Raw genomic sequence first — 18,876 nt, forward strand, 5'->3', positions numbered from 1 at the left:
GCACTAATGGCAAAGTTTCGGAGACTCAAATTGCTTCCCATACTGGCGATACCAAGCTTGAAGTGCTAACTGATGAATCTCTCGCCATGAGCAATGTTTTAATCGGGCGACCAGAGCACAATCTTCGTATTCCGGTTGTACGTTAGTAATTATTTTTTGAGGAGAACTGTTGCTCCAAGCCACTTTGACTCGAATTTCTCCATACTTCGTCTGCACTTGCTGAATTTCTCTGGATAAAATTGTTCGTTGTTGGGTTAGGCGTCGGATTCCCAAAGTCGTGGTTTCGCGGAATAAGACGGCTTCACAAGCCTCGATATCTTGAGGATGGCAGATGACTGTGAGCAAAATCCCAGGACGAGATTTCTTCATGCCAATCGACTGAGTAAAAACATCCACAGCACCCGCCTTAAATAGAGTCTCAAATACATAACCAATTGCTTGAGGGCTGAGGTCATCAATTTGAGTTTCCAACACCGAGATAGTTTCTATGTTAGAAGGTTGCAGGTCTGTTGGAATTGAAGCTTGCAGGTCTGTTGGAGTTGAAGCTTGCTGGTTTGTTGGAATTGAAGATTGCTGGTTTGTTGGAGTTGAAGGTTGATTGTTAGAAGCTTGCTGGTTTGTTGGAGTTGAAGGTTGATTGTTAGAAGCTTGCTGGTTTGTTGGAGTTGACGATTGATTGTTAGAAGCTTGCTGGTTTGTTGGAGTTGAAGGTTGATTGTTAGAAGCTTGCTGGTTTGTTGGAGTTGACGATTGATTGTTAGGATATTCAGCTTTCAATTTTCCAACTTTCAACTCTTGTGATGATTCCCCAATCCACAGTCGCAGAATATTGGGAATCGGTAACTGGAGGGAACCCGCACCAAGACCAACCCGTTGGATGGTCATCGCAGGCGGGGAACCAAAGCAAGTGGCGAGAGTAACGGTCAGGGCTGCTCCCGTTGGCGTTACCAACTCGCGATCGATACCATTACTGTAAACTGGCACCTGACCGGATTCCCACAACTTCAGCACCGCTGGTACTGGCACGGGTAAGCGACCATGAGCGGCCCTGACGGTGCCTCCTCCAGTGGGGAGAGCCGAACAGTAAAGTTGGTCAATTCCTAACCAATCTAACCCCAAGCAGGTACCCACAATGTCTACAATGGCATCAGTGGCTCCCACTTCATGGAAGTGGACTTGCTCGGGTGCAATGCCATGTACCGCGCCTTCAGCCTCTGCCAACTTGCGAAAGACGGCAAGGCTCCATTGTGAAACTCGTGGCGGTAACGGGGCCGCTAAGATTAATTGCTCAATTTCCGGCAGATACCGTGTTGGGGCATACTGGGTGGCGTGATGAACGTGAGGAAGGTGAGGCTCTAATCCTGAGGTGCAACTTGGGGCGTGGTTATGCCCATGCTCGTGTTCATGGTTATGTTCTTGGGGATGTTCGTGTTCCTGATCAGGGTCGTGATGATCGTCTACTGACGTTAGCAAATCTACATAAACTTTTGTTGCTAACTGTCCGTTGCGGTGAACGCTTTCTACTCGTAACCGATACTCCGACTCAATCCCCAGACCTTTGAGCTTTTCAGTCAAATACTCTAAAGGCACACCTGCCGCCACAACAGCTCCTAGGCACATATCGCCAGAAATTCCAGTCGGACAATCTAGGTACGCTAGTTTGCTCATAGAGTCTTGCTTATGGAAGGGTCAATTACCTTGTCATTCATGAATCGTAACTTTTATTCATGTCTCGTAACTTTTATGATTTGACCGTTGAGAGAAAAATTTTTAATGGCTACTATCTATACTGTCCATCCGGAAAATCCCCAAATACGACGAATAGAGGAAATTAAGGAGGCCCTGCAAAATGGTGCTGTGATGCTATACCCCACGGACACCGTTTATGCGATTGGTTGCGACCTGAATGTCAAGTCAGCTGTAGAACGTGTGAGGCGTCTGAAGCAATTATCTAATGATAAGCCCCTGACGTTTCTGTGTTCTTCTCTATCAGATATTGCCCAGTATGCCTGGGTAAGTGACTCATCTTACCGTATTATGAAAAGTCTAATTCCAGGGCCGTACACCTTCTTGCTCCCGGCAACGAAGTTAGTGCCCCGGTTGGTGATGAATCCCAAACGAAGAACCAGCGGCATCCGCGTCCCTGCTCATCCAGTCTGCCAAGCACTACTGCGAGCGTTAGGAAATCCAATTATTTCCACCTCGGCGCATCTAGCGGATGAGAATGGCAAAACTCCAGTCATTGATTTGGAAAGGGCCAGACTATTCGACGAGTTTGATACTTTGGTAGATATCATCGTAGACGATGGCAACAAACCAGGCTTTCAAGTGTCTACCATTGTGGACATGACCGATGAGGAACCCGTAATCGTGCGGAAAGGTCTGGGATGGGAAGCTGCAACAAGTTGGGCATCTCTGGTTAGCTAATCGAGGGTGTAAAGGCACTGAACTCACAATTTTAGATTTTGGATTCTGGATGATGAAGAACCAGATGCGGCGACAAGCGCGTCGTTTCTTCTGATTAAAACTGGCACGAACCATTAAAGGGGTCAATTTTTAAGCCCTGTCCACGGTTGAAATCGGTATTCTCTAGAATCCAAAACCCAAAATTGGTCGGTTTGAGTGCCTGCAACAGAGTCAGACGTTCTTGTTTCCACACCCGTACTCCGTTCGCCGAAACGTAGACTTCAAGCGGGGAGTAGGGGATTACGAAGGCGTAGAACTCAATTGATCCACTTGTTGAGGTGTCACTGGGACAAACCGCTAGGAGTTTTCGGATGAAATCGGTTCAATGCATTTACATCAAAAGGTTACAGCGTTTTCCATGTCAGTCAGCCACAGTCTTAGTGGCAGGCAAAATATAGTGCTGTGGGAGTTCTGGCACTAACGCACCATTCGAGTTCAGGGTAGCAGCCTACATTCAAAGTGTGGAGAGCCACAGAGGGGGAGTATCCTAGCAGCCACCTCGCCAAACCCTCCCTCTGTTGAGTCTCGTCGCAGTTCATCAATTAAAGTCTTTAGGGGCAATACCATGAACGTCAAAACAGCTAATTCTATCCATCAAACTTCCCAAGGCCACTTCCACGCTCCGGAAATTCTCCCAGGAACTGAATCCCAAGCTCTCAAGGATATGTTACTGGAGGAAATGCGCTCATCCTTCAAGAGCAGTGGTTTGGTATCACACACTGGATTAGATTCTAGCCGCACGCACTCCGTGGTCAACCGGATTGTGCAAGAGGTGGAACGGATTTGCCGCAAAAGCGATCGCATTCAAACTTCCGGTGAAATCCGTTCCTGGCAACTGACACTGGCACGTCATCGCCTACAGAAGTGTCTATCATACTACAAACTGGGTTCAAAGCAAGGTCGTATCGAATTACATAGCCACTTGAGTGTGATGATTTATCGCCATGTGGCATCCTCTCAAGCCCAACTTAGCTTTTCCGCTCGGTACACCTTAATTGAGGACTTCTTGCAAGACTTCTATGCCGAGTCCCTCAAAGCCTTCCGGCGGGAAAATGAGGTGGAGGCCGATTACACCCCTCGCACCCAGATTGAACTTGCCGAGTACATGGCGTTTACCGAGCAGTACGCCAAGCGGCGCATCCAATTGCCTAACCGCAATAACCAGCAACTGATTGTACTCAGAGCGCAGAGCTTTGCTAAACGGCAACCGAGCGAAACGCCCCTGGATATCGAACAGGCGGTGGAGTTTGCCAAGGGAGAGGAAGCACAGGAGCACAGTCGCTCTCCTGCCATGCAGCAGGTCAGATTGCGCCTCGTTTCTGAAACCGTTGACCCCAGTGAGGCTGTGTTGCGCGATCGCGTTGTTGCCGAACTGGTACAGTATCTAGAATCTCAGGGTCACTCCGACTGTGCGGATTACTTAGTCTTAAAATTGCAAGACTTGGCAGCACCCGATATCGACGAAATTCTGGGTCTAACGTCCAGACAGCGGGACTACCTGCAACAGCGCTTTAAGTACCATGTGGAGAAATTCTCTCGCTCCTCCCATTGGAAGCTGGTACACCAATGGCTAGGGGCAGACCTTGACCAAAAGCTAGGCATGTCCTCTGAGCGCTGGGACGCTTTTGTCGGGCAACTCGATGAGCAACAGCAGCAGTTGTTGTCACTCAAACAGGGGCAAAGAACCGATAAAGAGATTGCCAAAGTTCTAGGCTGTACACCAAAGCAGGTACAAAAGCGTTGGACAGCTTTGCTGGAAATCGCTTGGAAGACTCGGAATTCATCCGGTAAAAGTGAGGAATAACGAGTGAGCAAGAATCACTTTCTGGTTAAGAGTTGACGGTGATCAATTAAAGGGGCTAAACTTTCAACTCTTAACTCTTGCTTACTCCTGTACCCAGCCAAACGAAAAGGATTACCTTCATTACAGAATTTCTGCTCAAGCCACTTACACAATTATTAAGTCTCAGTCATTTAACACTTCAAGCCCTAACTTAGAGAGCCTTTGGCAATATCTATGTCCGTAAAAAAATGACGAGTTGGCAACACATCTAGGGTATCTACTGCTAATGAATGCCAAAAGTCAATTACGACTAACTTTTGCTAAGGTTAGGTTAACAATTGAAAATATATATCGCTTACCTGACCTAGGCTGACAATCTCTCTCGATTGAAGGTAGTATCTCGTCAATTATCAACATATCCAACAACCAGCAGGCAGTTATGGTGGTCAAAATTGATCAAGCTTTAGCTTCACCCCAAATAACAGCACAGGATGCACTCGCGCTCAGGCAAGTCTGGGCAACCATTGGGCCAGATAGTTGTCCCTGTTCCTATAACTTTCACATGCACACTATCTATTCCGATGGTCAGCTAAAGCCAGAAGATTTGATCAAGCAGGCGATCGCCATTGGCATCAAAGGACTGGCTATTACCGACCACCACACGATTGGGGGCTACCTCGTCGCTCAAGGCTGGCTGGAATACTTGCATAAGCAATCCACTCCTGTCACACCCTATCCTCACCTTTGGACGGGTGTTGAAATCACAGCGAACCTACTCGGCACTGATGTTCATATCCTCGGCTATGCCTTTGATCCCAAACATCCCGCTATAGAGTCTTATCTCCAAGGCGAAGCACCTCGACATCGCGAAGCTCAGGCGGCAGTCGTGATTGCGGCAATTCAGCAGGCGGGCGGTTTAGCTGTTTTGGCTCATCCAGGGCGCTACCGACGCCCCGCGGTAGAGTTAATTCCCGCCGTAGCGCATTTAGGCATAGATGGGGTCGAAACCTACTACGCCTACGCCAACCCAAACCCCTGGCAAACCAGCCCCATGCAAACGCAGCAAGTCAAACAGTTGAGTGAGGCTTACAATCTGCTGAATACCTGCGGGACGGATACTCACGGGATGAATTTACTCCGGCGTCTATGACGAAGTGAGGAGTGAGGCGTCACGCAGGGATTAGCGGTGAGAAAAACCGCATCGCCTCTTGAACAATCAAAGGTTGAATACAATCACTCAAACCTATCTGAAACAACCAACTGAGCAAGAGTCGCTTCCATGACGGCAGTGGTTTGCCCCGAAACGGTAAATACCAATGCCTCACGATAGACTCGCTGTGCTGCATGATATCGGTAATTCGCTGCACCGCTAGAAACCGTCACCGCCGCACTCGCACAGCGTTGCGCGAGATTAATCGCCCACGCTCGCACTTGCAGGCGCTCTTCCCATGTCTGGGCGTCGGGTGGTAACGCCTGCATCATCGCAGATTGACAGTGAGTGAGTTCGGCGTCGAGAGCGTCAAACGCTTGCTTGATGAAGGGCAGTTGTTTAGCCTGGTAAGCCGCTTCAACAATATCAAGCCCTGCTCTGGCACAGCCCAGGGAATAAAAACCGTGATGCAGAACATTCTTTTTATCGTTCTCGTGAATTGCCCCTATGGGTTTGATAAAGATGACACGCTCTTGGGGTAAAAACCAATGGGTGAGTGTTGCCGTAACAGTATGGGTTGAGGACATGGCTCCCATTTGCATTGGCTCACTAAAGGTAATGGTTCCTCCAGTTTCTTGGACTGTTTCCACAAACGGGACAACACCATAAACCGCCCGACCATCCGGAAGTGCCGCACCCACAATAAAATCCTGAAAGAAGCCAAAACCCGTTACCCAAAGCACCTTTCCTCCCAGGTGATACCCGCCTTCTACGGGAATGGCTTTCATAATCGGGTCACCTGGGCGTCGTAGGTGGGAAAAGCCGATCCCCACTAATACCTCACCCTTGCTCATATAGGGCAGATATTGCTGTTTTAACGCTTCATTTTCACTGTTGGTGAAGAATCCTGCCGCACTTTGGTGTTGAGTTTGGAGAAAATTCAAAGCCCCCGAATAGCGGGGAACGAGCTGTTGGAAGTGGCGATAGGTGATTTCACTCACTTGTGCACCTCCCCAAACTTGGGGAACCCGTAGCGCGAGTAAGGAGCGCTCGCCCATACCCTGGAGCGCCTTTTTTAAAACCTCTGGATTGTCATCAATCTCTGAAGCCACGGGCGCAACAAACTCCCGAAGATAAGCCTCCGCAAGATTTAATAGCGCTTGCTGGTCTTCCTGTTCAATCTTATGAGCAACACCCTGATTCACGGTCGTTGATGACATCTGATATACCGTTTTGCTGTGAGCCCTATATCTCAGAACACGACCATGTCGTGCCCTCTGTGCCTCTATTTTATGAAGATGAAGATTCAGTCCACAACAACCGCAGGCGCTGGTCAAAGCCACCCCGTTCCGTTCGCTTGTGTCTTTGTTCCTTCACTAAGGCTTCGCGTTCAATCCCATACACTTTTAGGATTGCATCAATCACTTCTTGCAAGTCGGCTAACTCGCTCACTAAATTTTCCGGAGTCGCCACCACCGCTTCTTGAGCTTCTTCCAGCAGCTTTTCTCGCAATGCTTGACTAAACTCCGCCTCAGACATCAATGCTACTTCGCACTGCTTCCCTGCTTGGCGAATAATTTCCGGAATACCGTCTCGCACGAGCTTATTGTGTTCTTGGCGCATGAAGAAGCTAGCTCAAAACTGATGAGGACTAGGTAACAGGTACGGCAAAAGAGTAGGCCAGAAGGATGAAAGCAACACCCACAACGGCGCAAACGACAAGGGGGAGTAACTGGGAGAACAGATAGCTGTGAAAAATTCCAAGCATGTGTAAATCTCAAAGACTAAGTAGAGAGTATGAGTTCATGTTGTTCTTAAACACGGCTCACCACCTCTCTCTTTTGTCCCAAATCCGGCGGGAGTTGGCTGTTTCCATAGACTGAGTATATTTACGCATTAAACATAAGTCTAAATCCTTCATGCCTATTTAGGATAGTCTTTGAGCGAATCATTTTAGGCGAATTATTTTTTTAGGTGTCTCAAAAAAGGATTGACGGTAGGGTCAACAAAGTGTATTTTAAATCAAAAAATAAATAAAATAAAGATACGTCTTTGCGGCTGTGATGTCAGACGGGTGAAGTAAAATTCATGGTTAAAATATCAGTAATTTTACCTGTTTATAATGAATTAGAATGCATCAATGAAACCTTTGAAGCCGTTTTAGAATACTCTAAAATTCACACCGTTTATCAATTTATTTTTGTAGATGATGGTTCTACTGATGGCACCCAATATCTGTTAAAAACAAAAATAGCAGAGACAAAGCAAATTTATCCTATATCTCTAATTTATTACGAACAAAACCAAGGTAAAGGTTATGCAATAAAAAAAGGCTTAGAATCAACCTGTGGAGATTATATTTGCTTTATAGATAGCGATTTGGCTTATTCGTTATATCATCTAGATTTTCTGGCTGAGCAATTAAAGTTATTTGATGTGGTTATTGGCTGTAGGAATCTGATTCCTGATAATTTTAAACGAGTAAAACCCATGAGATTTTTGGCAGGAAAACTATTTAATTGGATGACTCAAGGTATACTATCTCTCAAATTTAGTGATGTTCAAGCTGGCTTAAAGGGGTTTAGAAGAGATGTGGCACAGACTTTATTCGAGAAACAAACGATAAAAAGATTTTGCTTTGATGTTGAGCTAATTTACTTAGCTCAAAAGATGGGATATACCATTGGTGAGATTCCAGCGTTTATTTCCAGTAGTCATTCAAGTAAAATATCAAAAGTGAATCTAGTTAAAGATTCATTGATGATGTTCCAGAGCCTCATTCAAATCAAAATTAATGATAATTTAGGTCTCTATGAAAAAGTCTATATTGTTGAGTTTTGATATCGAAGAATTTGATATTCCGGAAGAATATGGACAGAAAATCGATGAAAATAAGCAGTTTTATGTTTCCTTGCAAGGATTAAAATCTGTTATTTCGCTCATCGATTTATTAGAGATAAGAGCGACATTTTTTGTGACAGCTAATTTTGCGATTCATCATCAAGAGATGATACGGATAATTTCCCAAAATCATGAAATTGCTTCTCATGGCTTCTACCACTCTTCCTTCAGCTTGGAAGATTTAGAAAAATCTCGAACAACCTTAGAACAAATTACGAATAGTCGCGTTACGGGCTTCAGAATGCCTCGGCTGATGGACGTTGATGATACAGCCCTGCACACAGCAGGCTATCAATATAACTCGTCCATGAATCCCACGTATATTCCAGGACGATACAATAATTTTTTCAAACAGAGGACAGTCTATTACTCCAATGACATATGCAATATTCCAGTTTCTGTAACGCCCAGAATTCGATTTCCTCTGTTTTGGTTGAGCTTTAAAAACTTCCCTTTATTATGGATGAAAATCGCCTCTCAGAGAACTCTTCAGTATGATTCTTACCTGTGCCTCTATTTTCATCCTTGGGAGTTTACGGATATTCAGGATTTTTACCTCCCTAGTTTTATTAAAAGACACTCTGGTCGTGTAATGGTTGAGCGATTAAGAAAGTATTTGGGCTGGCTCAAAAACCAAGGAGAATTTATGACTTTTTCAGAATTTATTCATTCAAAAAATTTCTATCAATAGAGGGGTCAACTAGAGAATTGATATTTATTTATGAATATAGACAGGCTTGTTTTTAAGTTTGTCAGCCAGCGGCCTAACTTTGGCGATTATTTCCATTAACGGTTTATACTCAGGAACCCTGCTGTTGGTTAAGTATCCGGCTGCTTGTATCGCGTTGGGGGAAGCAGAGGCTAAAGCCTTACGAATTCGCTCTTGTTGGTAGAGTTCTACCATGGGTCCTACAATAATCGAACCTGGAGGAACCGAATCGCTATGAATCACTCGGTAATTCGTCTGCTTAAAGCCTTGGCGGTAACGTTCCAAATCAGCTAAAGATAAAGCTCCAGCGGCTACCTGTTTCTGATCGATCCATTCCAGAACTGTTTTTGGTGTGGGAGCAATTCGTACCTCGGCTAGAGTAAGACCATAGAGATTATAGAGGGGTAAAGAATAGCCCGTAGCCGAACCCGGTTGGCCTAACGCGATCGCTTTGCCCTTAAGGTCTGTTAATTTTTTAAAAGGACTTTCCTCTCGCACCACAATTAGCGATCGCATCTTTTCCACTCCTTCTAGAGGAAAAAGTGGCGAATACTGTTCCTCAAAAATTGCGATCGCCGCTAAACCCGGAGGCGCGAAGACTAACGACCAATTTTTGCGTTTAATCTGTTCAACTGCCTTGATTTCGTTGTACGCCGGTTCCAACTCTATCATCGTCTTGAGTTGAGCCTCTAGGTAGTCAAAAAGCGGTGAGTATTGCTCAATTGAGCGATCGCCTTCACCGTAACTGACTACCCCAATGCTTAATTTCCCTAGTTTCGACGTTTCTGCTGTTTTACAAGCTGTCAGGAGGAATAGTATCTGCCACAGGAAGAGACGGCGTGAAAACATAGTTGAAGAATGAGGAAATTTAACTCTTGAGCTTTTACTGTATAACAGAGTTATCAGATAGTCATTTTCCTGTTGTTTGGGTCATATATTTGTTACAAAAATTCCCAAATTATCGCTATAAGGAGGCTTCCGATGTTCAAAAATCTCAAGTTAGGTACCAAACTCAATTTACTTTTACTGTTGATTTTCTTAGGTGTGGTTGGCATCAGTGGTTTAGCGCTATCTAAAATTTTAGGGGATAATGCGAAAGAAAAAGTCGCTTCCCAGGCTTTCCTATTGCTCGAAACGATGAGTTCTGTCCGTGACTACACAGCGACTCAAATCAACCCTGAGTTAGCACCTCGCTTAGAAAAAGAAGATTGGTTTTTACCACAAACGGTACCCGCTTATTCAGCGCGTGAAGTTTTTGAGAAATTACGTAAACGCGAGCAATATAGTAACTTTTTCTATAAAGAAGCAACTTTAAATCCCACGAATCAACGCGATAAAGCTGACGCTTTTGAAACCGCTGTGGTTGAAAGATTTCGGAAACAATCAGGAATCCAAGAAGTAACAGGATTTCGTTCCCTTCCGAGTGGAGAAATCTTTTATGTCGCTCGCCCCTTGGTAATTTCTGACCAAAGCTGCCTACGCTGCCACAGCACTCCCGAACAGGCTCCTAAAAGTCAAATTGCTACTTACGGTCGTGACAACGGTTTTGGTTGGAAACTCAATGAAATTATTGGTGCAAAAGTCATATCAGTCCCCGCCAGTGCCGTGTTTAATGAAGCTCGGCATTTGCAAGTCTTGGTCATCGGCAGCCTCAGTGTTTTCTTTCTGCTAGCCATGATTATTATTAATCTATTTCTCAAATTTGCGGTTACTAATCCCCTGAAGCGGATGGCTCACTTGTCGAAACAAGTCAGTACTGGTGACATGAAGGGCGAATTTGAACACCCAGCTCATGATGAAATTGGGATATTAGCCGCCTCTCTGAATCGGATGAAAGTCAGCTTGGAAATGGCGATGAATATGTTGAATACAGAAATACAAGAGTGAGGGGATAACCGCTGGGTAACCGCTTGCCCTGACCTTCAGTTTCAGGTTAGTAATCGGCGCTGAAACTCTTGGGAATGCTTCGAGTTGGGAATTTTTTTAGCTAACGCTTCTACTAATTGATTGGCCGACAGCCCGGGATTTTGAGCCAGTGTGCGCCGACAGATAATTGCCGCCATAGGGCCAATATATTCCGCGAGTTCCTGTTGACAATAACGGATAAAATTAGGGTCGAGTGCGGGCGCTGTCGTAGGAATTGATGAGTGACTCGGATTGGCAGTCGGCGGGGGTACTGGGGGGATTTCGGGTTGTGGGGTTAGGGGTGACTTGGGGGCAGAGGGTGACGAAGGTCTATAGGGTCTGAGTTCTTCGGTCTGCTGTGCTAATGGCTGTACAGGGAGCGTCTGTTGGAAGTAAATCTGAGGTATAGCCTTGGGCAAAGAATTTTGGGGGATATAGCTATCGCTGCTAATCTGTTCGAGTTGTTGCAAAATCTCGGCGGCTGTTTGAGGACGCTGATGGGGGAAACGTGCCATCATCCGATCCAAAAGGTCTGCGAGTTGGGGAGAAGCTAAGGAAGTCGCGTCACGCCAGCGCAGCTCGTCGGTATAGGAGTCATACAATTTACTAGGGTCTTTGCCACTCAGCAGATAAATAAACGTGCGCCCCAAAGCAAAGAAATCCGATTGGGGTACGGCTTGACCGTTGAATTGCTCTGGGGGTGTATAACCGGCGGAAATCACTCCCGTAACCTCACCTGTGGCTTGTTTGGTGACATAGGTCTCCGTAACTTCCCGTGCCGTACCAAAATCAATTAATACAAGATGTCCATCGGATCGGAGCATGATGTTGGAGGGCTTGATATCCCGATGGAAAAAGTGTTGACTGTGTACCTCCTGTAGGATTGTGAGCAGTTGGATCAGCCATTGACGTGCTAATTTATGATCGATGGGGCTGCCCCGCTGTTGGATATATTGCTCTAAATTCAACCCCTCAATCTTTTCCATGACCAGACAGTGCAATGGCTCTGATCGGTTTCGAGGCAAGAAGACAAAGTAGGCATTGGGTTCTACTCTGGGAATGCCAGGATGATTGAGTCGCGCTAGGACTTGAGCTTCTCGTTGGAAGAGTTCGACATACTTGGGATGATTATTGCTCAGGACTTTCAAGACTTGAACAGGGCCAGAGCGATCGCTCACTTCATAGGTTTTCCCGAAGCCGCCACTTCCTAGCTGGCGCATCACCCGATAGCGACCTTCCAACAATAACTCAGAGCTACAGGTCTGACAGAACAGTTGGGTGTCGCGATTGTCGGTATTTGAGCAGCTAGGATTGATGCAAAGGCTCATCCGGATTAGCGAGTAGTGAACTGGGGGATTTAAGCGTCTTCTTCTATGGCTTTGCCTCCCCAACTCTTTTTACCAAGAGCAAGCGCTGGTTCGGGATAAGCACAATCTCTTTCCCTGAACATGGGGGAAGGTAGGAATTCACTGGTTCCAATCCTATGGTAGTGGATTGCCATCGGGGAGTTGAGGGGTCTAGATTAGAATGTTCTGACTCCCTAAACATTCCACTGGACGCGATAGAGCTGAAGCGGATGATCTTTGCCCTTGACCCACACGGGGGGCATTTTTTCAATCGCTACATTGGGGTCATTGAGCTGATCTAGGGTGCTTTGGGAAATCATAATCTCCCCTTCCTGCGCGGCGCTACAGATTCGGCTCGTGACATTGGTGGTATCGCCAATGGTGGCGTATTGAATCAGATTCTGGGAGCCAATATTTCCCGCAGCAACTTTGCCGGTATTGAGTCCAATATGGATTTGAATATCGATACCGTGTCGCTGTTGCCATTGGTCGTGCAGGCGCAAAACCGCTTTTTGCATGGCGATCGCCGCATGAACCGCACGCCGCGCATCATCCGGTTGTCGATAGGGAGCGCCCCAAACAGCCAGTAGAGCATCTCCAATATATTTCTCCAAGGTGCCTTCGTATTGAAATACAATGTCTTCGACCATCACCTCGAAGTATTCATTGAGCATTTCAATGATTTGGCGCGGCTCCATGGTGGAGGACATAGCTGTAAAGCCGCTAATGTCTGCAAACAGCGCGGTTACCTCCGTATCCACAATCTCCAAGTTCCCTTCTTCCTTGAGCTTTTTACTCACGGCTTGAGGGAAGAAACGCTCTAGTTTCGTCCGCACGATCGCTTCCGATTGCATCTTCTTGTTGAGTTCTGTATTTTCAATCGCGATCGCTGCTTGGTTAGCCAGCGCCGTCAGGAACTCCAAATCTTCCTGGGAATAGATATCCGCCATGGAAAGATTGTCGGTATAGAGTACCCCAATCACCGTATCTCGCGGTTTCAAGGGTACACACATCGAAGCCTGGATCGCTTGGTTGAGCACAGACAACGACTCACTAAACCGCTGATCTTGGCGGGCATCCGAAATTAAAACCGAATCCCCATTTTGCTGAACGAAATTGGTAATCGTTGTGCTATAAAACTGGTCATCCGTTGGCACTCCAATTCGGAACTTAACCGCTTTTTGCTCAAGCTGTCCGGTTTCCTCATTCACCAGTAAAATCACAGCTCGGTCAACATTCATAATCTCGAACAATAGGTCGAGAATTTTCTCAAATAGCCTTTCATTCTCTTCAGGAGAAGAAAGTTGTTTGCTCACTTCCAATAAAATTTTCAGCTTATCTACAGCCCGTTGAGTCGCATCCTCTTGTCGTAACTTGAGGACTGAGCGCTGATATTTTGAACTCTCTTGCTGGAGTAATTCCTGCATCTCGACACGAGTTTGTTCCGGTGAAAACCGTCTCAAAATCGAGAGGTTTGCGGTTTCATCCTTTAAGGGAGCCGATGCCTGATGTTTCTCAATGGAATGGACAAATTTAAACAATACACTCCCACAGCGAACTAAATCTCCATTCCTGAGTTGACATTGGTCAATTTCCCGCTCATTCACATAGGTTTTATTCAGGCTGCCCAAATCCTTCATCATCACACCCTGATCATTAATGATGAGCTGAGCATGGTGACGGGAAAGACTTTTATGAAGCAAGATGATGGTGTTACTGATCTCACGCCCGATCGTGTTTAAACCAAACTGTAATTCATGAACTTTTTGGTCAGGATTCTCTGGATTTTGGATTAAGTACGGCACGCTCTCATCTCCCTCAGCGCTCATCAGTGGTCAATGCTTAGTCGTTAGTGGCAAAAACAACTGATCCTTAACTTCCAAGCATATAGGTTTTTCGGGGTCTTCCTCCCTTAATCAGGGAAGATGGGTTACTGTTTATTGAACCTTTGTCTGACTCCTTCAGTCTAAAGGAGTCAGCAAACCAACTGGTGAGGGAGAACCACAGGTGTCAGTAATACCTGCCGAGGCGTCAAGCAATGACCCTACTGCTCAAGAAGCTGAAACCGACATCGACTTGGTGCTACAGTGCCAACAGGGAAACCAACAAAGTTTCCGCCAACTGTATCGGCGCTATTGTGCGCGAGTGCGGTCAACCCTCTACCAACTCTGTGGTGGTGAGGCTCTCGATGATTTAGTCCAAGAGGTTTTCCTCCGTGCCTGGAAAGGCTTACCCCAGCTACGGCAGGCGTCCCAATTTTCGACCTGGCTTTATCGGATCTGCTGGAATGTGGCATCTGATCAACGGCGGCAATTTGCCCAAGAGCGTTCTTTTAACTCCAAACTCAAAAGTGATAGAGAGCGATTGTCTCCTAGCGACTCGAAACACTCTCAAGCGCCTGACTTGATGGAACTGCACTATCAAGACATCATACAGAGGGGACTGCAACAGTTGAGTTTTGAGCATCGTGCTGTACTGGTGTTGCATGACTTAGAGGATTTGCCACAAAAGGAGGTGGCGCAAATTTTGGGCATCGCTGTGGGAACCGTGAAGTCTCGTCTTTTTCATGCCCGAACATCCCTGAGGAAATATATCCAGCAACAAGGAGAGATGCTATGACTCCGTTACCGCCCGAAGACCGAGAATGGCAAGAGTTTCTGCATAAACATCGTCCCATACCTCCACCTGCCCAATTTGACTTGGAAGATCAACTGATGAAGGCGGTGGAAAAGTCTCCCCAGCCTAGTATTAATCAGCGGCTTTTGCCTTGGCCGCCAGCGCTGATTGCCGGTTTAGTGATGCTGTTAAGTGGTTATCGCCTATTGATTGCCGCACCAGAGTCCTCTCGCGCCAATGTGGAAACATTCCTACAAGACAACTGGAATGAAGTAGTGGGCGATACATCCCCCCAGTTACAGACTCATGATGTTGTACAAGTCAATTGGCAGTTAGAGACGAATGGGGCACGGTGAGCTTTCTAGACATAGAAAATCAGGAAGCATGAAACTCTACACTTCATCCTTCACACGGCGCTAACGCACTGCTTCGCTAACATACTTCATAGTTGATACGTCATTAACATGTGGTTACATCGTGTATCTGTGTCGTTCGTGCTGCTGCTTGCGCTGGGAAGTGCGATCGCCTTGAGCAAACCCAACACCGCATTCCCCCATCTCGTCGGACAAAACTTAGGAGGGCAAAAGGGTGGGGCGCAGGGGGAGTTCCGGTTGATGGAACAACTCAACCTGACTTCGGTGCAAAAGCAAAAGCTAAAAGCGATTTACTCCCAGTACAAAGATCGAATATCGCAACACAAACAGGCTGTACGTCAATCGACCCAAGAGTTGCGTCAACTCATGGTCAGTACGGCTTCAACTGACGAAGTTCGGGCTAAATATCAGCAAGTGGAATTGATGCGCCACCAGTTAGAAGCCGCCAGCTTTGAAAGTATGCTCGCCATGCGAGAGGTGTTAACCCCCACTCAACGAACCCAGTTTGCTCAACTGATGGAACAACAGGGGAAATTAGCCGACAATCGGATGGTTCTGCCCAGAGGGTATTAATGAATGAAGTTCGTCTACCTTCACGGTTTTGCTTCAACGCCTGAGTCAGCGAAAGCCTTGTATCTGCGCGAAGCCTTCGCTGCCTGTAAGATTTCCCTGGAAGTGCCTGACCTCAACCAGGGTGACTTTTCCCACTTGACGATCGCCCGCCAGATCACTCAAGTCGAGTCTCTATTTCCCTGTGATGGGACACCCGTCACGTTAATCGGGTCTAGTTTGGGGGGTCTAACATCCGCTTGGTTAGCCGAAAAGCACTCCCAAGTTCAGCGACTTGTCTTACTGGCTCCAGCCTTTGGATTTCTCGATCATTGGTTGCCGCAACTGCAAGCAGAACAGCTTCGTCAGTGGCAGACATCGGGATATTTGCCGATTTATCACTACGGAGAACAGCGATCGCTTCCCCTCCATTACCAGTTTATTGAAAACGCCAGCCAGTACCGAGAAACGCAACTTTCGCGACCTGTACCCACCCTAATTTTGCATGGACGGCAGGATGAGGTGATACCCTTAGCGGCAAGTCAAGCTTATGCAAATGTGCGTCCTTGGGTACAACTAAGGGAACTGGATAGCGACCACGGATTAAGGGATGTCATGCCGCAAATTTGGCAGGCTATTCAGGTTTTTTGCAAGCTTAAAATCGAGATTGAATGATAAGTGAGTGATAGAACCTGCACTTGCATATCGAAGGCATTCATAAAAGCATAAGAGCCTTCTATCCTCTGCCTTTCTTGAGCAGCCTTAAAATCCGCTGACAAGCTACTGATTAGCCAAGGAAGAAACACGAAGAAAATGCAGGCTAAAATTTAGATTAAGAATCTGACAAAATAGCGATGGAATCAACTACTATACACGCGCTCAAAGAATGGGCTGTTGCCGTTGATGCCTTAGAAAAAGGCAACATGATCATGCTGCTACGCAAAGGGGGCATTAAGGAAGAGGGGAACCGTTTCAGTGTCACTCACAATCAGATTTTGCTCTACCCTACCTATGAGCATCAACAGCCTAACTTGCTGAAACCAGAGTACGCGGCTCAAGTCACACCTGTAACGTCAGGTTGGCATCCGGAAACCGTTCAAATTAGTAGCTGGGCTGAGATGACTGATATTTTGCTGGTGAGTGACGAAAAAGCGGTTGTCAGGCTGTTACCCTATCACATCTGGAATGAGCAATTTGTCAGCGATCGCCTCCGCTGGAAACCCCGTCAGTCCCTGTTTATCCTTTTGTTACGAACTTACCGACTCCCTCAACCCCAATCGATTGGTTATCGTCCTGAATACGGGGGCTGTCGCTCATGGATTGACCTAACTGAAGCGATTAATTTAGAGGGTATTGTGCCTGTTTTGGATGATACAACCTACACCGCTCAGGTGACCCAAATTCGTAAGGTACTCACAATATAAGGATATTTCTATCTAACTCAAAATCCTCTATCGTCCTGAACATCAAACGTCCCATTTTTTATAGCTTTCTATAAATAGCCATAAAGCTTAAGTTCTGCTTGAGCAATTCTTTCGGCTTCTTCAATTTCTTTAGGAGCACGTCTTTTATGGATGCCAATCGACTGGGGATGAGCCTTTTTGATTTGTTTTTCCAGTTGTCGATTCATTTTGGCTCCAAAGTGGGTAGCAATTAGCTCTCCACAGGTGAGGCTATCGCTCATTATATCTTCATATTTTACCAATAGTACTCGGCCTGTCTGTACAACCTCAGGCTGAGAAAAGAAGTTGTGACACCGTCCCACCATCTCCTTCCACATCCAGATGGCTCTGACATAAGGGGTGCTGCCCAGAAATTCTTCTTCTCGCCCCTCCTCAACCCACCAAGGAACATAACGTGTATCATATTTACGACCGATGGGCATTTCGGAGGTATTGAGAGCCATTAACTTTTCATCGGTCAGTACATCATAGGTTCTAACTAAGGAATCGGCACAATCTCGACCATCTCGGTAGAGGTGAAGAATACGACAATCGGGTAGCGCACGATATGTAAATTCTGGGGCAAAGCTGAGAAAAGGTTCTTTATAAACGATGCGTTCAACGACTCGTTTACGTTGCAAAGTTTGAAAAAGTTCTTGGCTACTCATATAGCCTTTGAGCCATTGATGCAAGCCTGAAAATCGCGAATAGGGAATACCCGAATCAAGATAATTTTGAAAGGAAGCTTCAAGTTCAAAAGCTAGGACATTATAGATATAGTCCGGTAAGGAATAGTTGACCAGATGGGGAATTGAAACGGGAATCAGGAGACCAGAAATACATTCTGAATTCGCTAAAGCTCTGAGTGCCGTCATTAAAAATGTCGTTCCTGAACGAGGGCATCCCAGAACGATGCAATATTTTACTTTCATGTTTAATTTAGGGTTAAAACAGCTAAGTTGAACTTAGCGCTACTTCTCCCAAAAGACAGTTTTACTCTTAAAATATAACTGTTTTAAAAAGATTTACATCAAAACATTGATTTTTTTTATAAAATCAACCCTAAAGTTAGAAATTAGTAAAACAATCGGCGGTAACTCAGGCGATATTGCAGATTGGTTTGTCGCATTCCTATTGCTTTAGCTGGAACCCCAGCAACAATGGTGAAGGGGGGAACACTTTTAGTCACAACGGCACCTGCTGCCACAGCACAGCCTTTACCTAAAGTGACTCCCGGTAAAATCATGGCGCGTGTGCCAATAAAAACGTAATCTTCAATAGTTACTGGACGAATACGACCTGTAAAATCACAAGTTTGCAAGTCATGATCGGCTGTTAAAATGCATACTTCGGAGGAAATAGATACATTATCCCCAATCGTAATAGTACCCCGATTATCCAATCGACAATTCTGATTGATCACGCTGTTCTTGCCCAGCTTCAAGTTTTTTTGGGCATCAAATTTTGTTCCCATCAAAATAACGCTATCTAAACCAATCTCGAAACGAAGTAATCCTCGATAGAAACCTAAACGAATAAAATGGAAAGGGATATGATTGACGAGATGATTAGTAAGGTATAAAAGGCTTTCTGATAAAAAAAGTTTGCTTCTGTCTATCCAAAGCTTTTTAGTCA

General features: G+C 45.9%; 20 protein-coding genes. 11 read left to right on the plus strand and 9 right to left on the minus strand.

Features of this window, described 5'->3' with window-relative positions:
- Positions 1-3: 3 nt before the first annotated feature.
- Positions 4-1,668 (minus strand): DUF111 family protein, encoded by a 1,665-nt coding sequence (locus NDI48_21135; protein MEP0833672.1) that lies wholly within the window; start codon positions 1,666-1,668, stop codon positions 4-6.
- A gap of 105 nt (positions 1,669-1,773) precedes the next feature.
- Here NDI48_21135 and NDI48_21140 point away from each other — a divergent pair, with 105 nt between their 5' ends.
- Positions 1,774-2,427 (plus strand): L-threonylcarbamoyladenylate synthase, encoded by a 654-nt coding sequence (locus NDI48_21140; protein MEP0833673.1) that lies wholly within the window; start codon positions 1,774-1,776, stop codon positions 2,425-2,427.
- Between the two features lie 94 nt (positions 2,428-2,521).
- Here the strand turns inward: NDI48_21140 and NDI48_21145 are convergent, their stop codons facing one another.
- Positions 2,522-2,659, minus strand: a complete 138-nt coding sequence (locus NDI48_21145) for a hypothetical protein (GenBank protein MEP0833674.1) — start codon at positions 2,657-2,659, stop codon at positions 2,522-2,524.
- Between the two features lie 372 nt (positions 2,660-3,031).
- On the opposite strand from NDI48_21145, the gene NDI48_21150 reads away from it, so the two are divergent.
- Both NDI48_21150 and NDI48_21155 read left to right on the plus strand, forming a co-directional pair.
- Positions 3,032-4,270 (plus strand): HetZ-related protein, encoded by a 1,239-nt coding sequence (locus NDI48_21150; GenBank protein ID MEP0833675.1) that lies wholly within the window; start codon positions 3,032-3,034, stop codon positions 4,268-4,270.
- A gap of 418 nt (positions 4,271-4,688) precedes the next feature.
- Entirely contained in the window at positions 4,689-5,399 is a 711-nt protein-coding gene (locus tag NDI48_21155) for a PHP domain-containing protein (GenBank protein ID MEP0833676.1), read from the plus strand.
- 83 nt (positions 5,400-5,482) lie between these two features.
- On the opposite strand, the gene NDI48_21160 is transcribed toward NDI48_21155, so the two are convergent.
- Positions 5,483-6,619, minus strand: a complete 1,137-nt coding sequence (locus NDI48_21160) for an acyl-CoA dehydrogenase family protein (protein ID MEP0833677.1) — start codon at positions 6,617-6,619, stop codon at positions 5,483-5,485.
- Positions 6,620-6,689: 70 nt separating this feature from the next.
- Positions 6,690-7,022, minus strand: coding sequence for a nucleoside triphosphate pyrophosphohydrolase (locus NDI48_21165; GenBank protein ID MEP0833678.1), 333 nt, complete (start codon positions 7,020-7,022; stop codon positions 6,690-6,692).
- A 465-nt stretch (positions 7,023-7,487) separates the two neighbouring features.
- Between NDI48_21165 and NDI48_21170 the strand changes: the two genes are divergently transcribed.
- Positions 7,488-8,240: a glycosyltransferase gene (locus tag NDI48_21170; protein ID MEP0833679.1), complete on the plus strand. Its 753-nt coding sequence runs from the start codon at positions 7,488-7,490 to the stop codon at positions 8,238-8,240.
- Complete coding sequence (locus tag NDI48_21175) at positions 8,212-8,991, plus strand: polysaccharide deacetylase family protein (protein MEP0833680.1); 780 nt, start codon at positions 8,212-8,214, stop codon at positions 8,989-8,991. The genes NDI48_21170 and NDI48_21175 overlap by 29 nt, the downstream gene beginning before the upstream one ends.
- 24 nt (positions 8,992-9,015) lie before the next feature.
- On the opposite strand, the gene NDI48_21180 is transcribed toward NDI48_21175, so the two are convergent.
- A complete protein-coding gene (locus NDI48_21180; protein ID MEP0833681.1) occupies positions 9,016-9,858 on the minus strand; it encodes a phosphate/phosphite/phosphonate ABC transporter substrate-binding protein in 843 nt (280 codons plus the stop codon).
- Positions 9,859-9,990: 132 nt separating this feature from the next.
- Between NDI48_21180 and NDI48_21185 the strand changes: the two genes are divergently transcribed.
- Positions 9,991-10,896 (plus strand): DUF3365 domain-containing protein, encoded by a 906-nt coding sequence (locus NDI48_21185; protein ID MEP0833682.1) that lies wholly within the window; start codon positions 9,991-9,993, stop codon positions 10,894-10,896.
- 41 nt (positions 10,897-10,937) lie between these two features.
- Here NDI48_21185 and NDI48_21190 read toward each other — a convergent pair whose 3' ends face one another.
- Positions 10,938-12,242 (minus strand): serine/threonine protein kinase, encoded by a 1,305-nt coding sequence (locus tag NDI48_21190; protein ID MEP0833683.1) that lies wholly within the window; start codon positions 12,240-12,242, stop codon positions 10,938-10,940.
- A gap of 212 nt (positions 12,243-12,454) precedes the next feature.
- The gene (locus NDI48_21195) at positions 12,455-14,089 is read right to left on the minus strand and encodes a GAF domain-containing protein (protein ID MEP0833684.1); all 1,635 of its coding nucleotides are present in this window, start codon (positions 14,087-14,089) and stop codon (positions 12,455-12,457) included.
- Between the two features lie 178 nt (positions 14,090-14,267).
- Between NDI48_21195 and NDI48_21200 the strand changes: the two genes are divergently transcribed.
- The 5 genes from NDI48_21200 (at position 14,268) to NDI48_21220 (ending at position 17,223) form a co-directional block, all read left to right on the plus strand.
- Complete coding sequence (locus NDI48_21200) at positions 14,268-14,879, plus strand: sigma-70 family RNA polymerase sigma factor (GenBank protein ID MEP0833685.1); 612 nt, start codon at positions 14,268-14,270, stop codon at positions 14,877-14,879.
- Positions 14,876-15,232, plus strand: coding sequence for a hypothetical protein (locus NDI48_21205; GenBank protein ID MEP0833686.1), 357 nt, complete (start codon positions 14,876-14,878; stop codon positions 15,230-15,232). The genes NDI48_21200 and NDI48_21205 overlap by 4 nt, the downstream gene beginning before the upstream one ends.
- A 108-nt stretch (positions 15,233-15,340) precedes the next feature.
- Positions 15,341-15,823, plus strand: a complete 483-nt coding sequence (locus NDI48_21210) for a Spy/CpxP family protein refolding chaperone (protein MEP0833687.1) — start codon at positions 15,341-15,343, stop codon at positions 15,821-15,823.
- Between the two features lie 3 nt (positions 15,824-15,826).
- A complete protein-coding gene (locus NDI48_21215; protein MEP0833688.1) occupies positions 15,827-16,474 on the plus strand; it encodes an alpha/beta fold hydrolase in 648 nt (215 codons plus the stop codon).
- Positions 16,475-16,653: 179 nt separating this feature from the next.
- Positions 16,654-17,223, plus strand: a complete 570-nt coding sequence (locus tag NDI48_21220) for a DUF1802 family protein (GenBank protein MEP0833689.1) — start codon at positions 16,654-16,656, stop codon at positions 17,221-17,223.
- A gap of 68 nt (positions 17,224-17,291) precedes the next feature.
- On the opposite strand, the gene NDI48_21225 is transcribed toward NDI48_21220, so the two are convergent.
- The gene (locus NDI48_21225) at positions 17,292-18,173 is read right to left on the minus strand and encodes a sulfotransferase (protein MEP0833690.1); all 882 of its coding nucleotides are present in this window, start codon (positions 18,171-18,173) and stop codon (positions 17,292-17,294) included.
- A 143-nt stretch (positions 18,174-18,316) separates the two neighbouring features.
- Positions 18,317-18,715, minus strand: coding sequence for an acyltransferase (locus tag NDI48_21230; protein MEP0833691.1), 399 nt, complete (start codon positions 18,713-18,715; stop codon positions 18,317-18,319).
- Positions 18,716-18,876: the final 161 nt, after the last annotated feature.

The sequence above is a fragment of the Microcoleus sp. AS-A8 genome (genome assembly GCA_039962225.1).
Taxonomy (GTDB): Bacteria; Cyanobacteriota; Cyanobacteriia; order Cyanobacteriales; family Coleofasciculaceae; genus Allocoleopsis.

What these genes read in the sequence shown, in the direction of transcription:
- NDI48_21160 (MEP0833677.1), bottom strand. Translation starts at nt 6,619, where the DNA reads ATGTCATCAACGACCGTGAATCAGGGTGTTGCTCATAAGATTGAACAG.
- NDI48_21140 (MEP0833673.1), top strand. Translation starts at nt 1,774, where the DNA reads ATGGCTACTATCTATACTGTCCATCCGGAAAATCCCCAAATACGACGA.
- NDI48_21150 (MEP0833675.1), top strand. Translation starts at nt 3,032, where the DNA reads ATGAACGTCAAAACAGCTAATTCTATCCATCAAACTTCCCAAGGCCAC.
- NDI48_21230 (MEP0833691.1), bottom strand. Translation starts at nt 18,715, where the DNA reads ATGGGAACAAAATTTGATGCCCAAAAAAACTTGAAGCTGGGCAAGAAC.
- NDI48_21205 (MEP0833686.1), top strand. Translation starts at nt 14,876, where the DNA reads ATGACTCCGTTACCGCCCGAAGACCGAGAATGGCAAGAGTTTCTGCAT.
- NDI48_21210 (MEP0833687.1), top strand. Translation starts at nt 15,341, where the DNA reads ATGTGGTTACATCGTGTATCTGTGTCGTTCGTGCTGCTGCTTGCGCTG.
- NDI48_21195 (MEP0833684.1), bottom strand. Translation starts at nt 14,089, where the DNA reads ATGAGCGCTGAGGGAGATGAGAGCGTGCCGTACTTAATCCAAAATCCA.
- NDI48_21155 (MEP0833676.1), top strand. Translation starts at nt 4,689, where the DNA reads ATGGTGGTCAAAATTGATCAAGCTTTAGCTTCACCCCAAATAACAGCA.
- NDI48_21170 (MEP0833679.1), top strand. Translation starts at nt 7,488, where the DNA reads ATGGTTAAAATATCAGTAATTTTACCTGTTTATAATGAATTAGAATGC.
- NDI48_21225 (MEP0833690.1), bottom strand. Translation starts at nt 18,173, where the DNA reads ATGAAAGTAAAATATTGCATCGTTCTGGGATGCCCTCGTTCAGGAACG.
- NDI48_21185 (MEP0833682.1), top strand. Translation starts at nt 9,991, where the DNA reads ATGTTCAAAAATCTCAAGTTAGGTACCAAACTCAATTTACTTTTACTG.
- NDI48_21175 (MEP0833680.1), top strand. Translation starts at nt 8,212, where the DNA reads ATGAAAAAGTCTATATTGTTGAGTTTTGATATCGAAGAATTTGATATT.
- NDI48_21190 (MEP0833683.1), bottom strand. Translation starts at nt 12,242, where the DNA reads ATGAGCCTTTGCATCAATCCTAGCTGCTCAAATACCGACAATCGCGAC.
- NDI48_21220 (MEP0833689.1), top strand. Translation starts at nt 16,654, where the DNA reads ATGGAATCAACTACTATACACGCGCTCAAAGAATGGGCTGTTGCCGTT.
- NDI48_21165 (MEP0833678.1), bottom strand. Translation starts at nt 7,022, where the DNA reads ATGCGCCAAGAACACAATAAGCTCGTGCGAGACGGTATTCCGGAAATT.
- NDI48_21135 (MEP0833672.1), bottom strand. Translation starts at nt 1,668, where the DNA reads ATGAGCAAACTAGCGTACCTAGATTGTCCGACTGGAATTTCTGGCGAT.
- NDI48_21180 (MEP0833681.1), bottom strand. Translation starts at nt 9,858, where the DNA reads ATGTTTTCACGCCGTCTCTTCCTGTGGCAGATACTATTCCTCCTGACA.
- NDI48_21215 (MEP0833688.1), top strand. Translation starts at nt 15,827, where the DNA reads ATGAAGTTCGTCTACCTTCACGGTTTTGCTTCAACGCCTGAGTCAGCG.